Origin of the sequence: Streptomyces beihaiensis, assembly GCF_026274175.1 — a bacterium.
Classification (GTDB): Bacteria; Actinomycetota; Actinomycetes; order Streptomycetales; family Streptomycetaceae; genus Streptomyces; species Streptomyces beihaiensis.
Genome location: NZ_JAPHNL010000186.1, coordinates 1 through 1,710, shown reverse-complemented (window position 1 = coordinate 1,710; position 1,710 = coordinate 1). Strand labels below are relative to the sequence as shown.

At 73.3% G+C, this 1,710-nt stretch carries 2 protein-coding genes; one reads left to right on the top strand and one right to left on the bottom strand.

Translation table 11 applies throughout. The features are described 5' to 3' along the window. Positions 1-574 (top strand): DUF4129 domain-containing protein (locus OFY01_RS16525; RefSeq protein ID WP_266600617.1); only part of this gene is annotated, 574 nt, incomplete at its 5' end. 182 nt (positions 575-756) lie between these two features. On the opposite strand, the gene OFY01_RS16520 is transcribed toward OFY01_RS16525, so the two are convergent. Then, on the bottom strand, positions 757-1,167 hold the full coding sequence (locus OFY01_RS16520; protein ID WP_266600615.1) for a DUF3040 domain-containing protein: 411 nt from the start codon (positions 1,165-1,167) through the stop codon (positions 757-759). Positions 1,168-1,710 lie beyond the last annotated feature (543 nt).

Below are 1,710 nucleotides of genomic sequence, written 5' to 3'. Positions count from 1 at the left end.
TGCGGCGGCCGGCGGCGGCACGGGCGGCGGGCCGCCGACGGGGACCCTTGCACTGCTGGCGCTGGCCGCTCTGCTGGTCGTGGTGGTGCCGCTGCTGCCCATGCTGGGGCGCCGGCGGGTCAGGGCGGTGCGGCTCGCGCCGGGTGGACGCACGGATTCCGATGCTGCCGCGGCTCGCACCCTGGCCGTCTGGCGCGAGGTCATCGACACCGCCTGGGACCACGGCATCGCGCCGGACGACTCGCTGACCCCGCGCAAGGCAGCGGCCCGTATCGCACGGCTCGGGCGGCTCGACCCGGTGACCGCGGAGGCAGTGCACCGGGTGGCGGCGGCGGTGGAGCAGGTGCTGTACGCGCCGCGGCCGCGGCCCGTATCGGGGCTGGGCGAGGATGTCCGGCGGCTGCGCGCCGGGCTGTACGCGACGGCCGACCGGTCGGGGCGGCTGCGTGCGACGTTCGCCCCCCGCTCGACCGTCCGGGTGGTGTGGGTGCTGTCGGAGCGCCGGGACGCGCTGGCCAGGAGAGTGCGCGGCCGGTGGTCGGCGGTGCGGCGTCCGTCGGGCCAGGGGGGCTGACGGCGCGGGCGGCGGGCCGGGGGGCGGCGTTCCGGTACTCCCCGGTTTCGGTGCTCCCCGGTTCCGGTACTCCCCCTGATTACTTCTCGGCCCGGCGTTACGCACAAAGGGTGACCGCCACGGGGGCGGTCACCCTTTACACGTCCGTGTCGCGGGCAGGATCGGGCCGGGCGCCAACGCGCTCAGTGGCCGCCCTGCTCGTCTCGCCGGCGCTGCCAGCGCTGCTCGATCCGGTCCATCATCGAGCGCTTCTGCTTGCTCTGCCGTCGCGCCGGGGCAGGCGTGCCGGACGCCGCTCCCGCCGCTGGCTGCTCACCGGGCTTGGGCGCCTTGCGCCAGCCCGTGACCGCGAGCACCGCGCAGCCCAGCATGACGAGGAAGCCCACCACGCTGATCCAGATCTGCTGCGCGACCACTCCACCCATGAGGAGCGCGATACCCACCAGGAAGCCCGCGACCGCCTGGTAGACCCGACGTCGGGTGTACGTACGCAGCCCGCTTCCCTCAAGCGCTGTCGCGAACTTGGGATCTTCGGCGTACAGCGCTCGCTCCATCTGCTCGAGCATGCGCTGCTCGTGCTCCGAGAGCGGCACGGAGTCCTCCTCATCGTGCGGTCGCCGGGGCGACCGGGGGTCCCCTTCAGGATAGGCAGGGAATCGCCCCCGTGAAACCCGCCCCTCTACGCCAACTTGACTGTTCCGGGCCCCTCGACGGCGGTCCGGAACCGCCAAGGCGTCATTCCCCGGCGACCGGCCCGTCATGCCGGACGGCCCATCTCCGATCATACGGCGCCGGACGTCCGATCGGGGTGCCTGTGGCGTACTCCATCTGCCGCTGCACTGCTGATCAGCGGCGCCCAGGGCCCGGCGCCCGCCCCGTAGGGGCCGTGCGGCGGATCAGGTCGGATTCGGACGACCGTGCCGATCGGTGCTGCTGAGCGGGGCCTGGTGCGTCGAGAGGCGAGGCGGAGGAGGGCGGCGACGCGGAAGTCGGCAACCGACGGCAACGCCGCAGGTCGGCGTGCCAGGGCTCGCGACCCCGGCAAGATCGCCGGACAGCCCCTAGTAGTGCTTGGTCAGGTCGTCTGTGGGAGAGCGTGTCTTTGAGGTTGGGTGGGCGTTGAAGATGGCGTGACT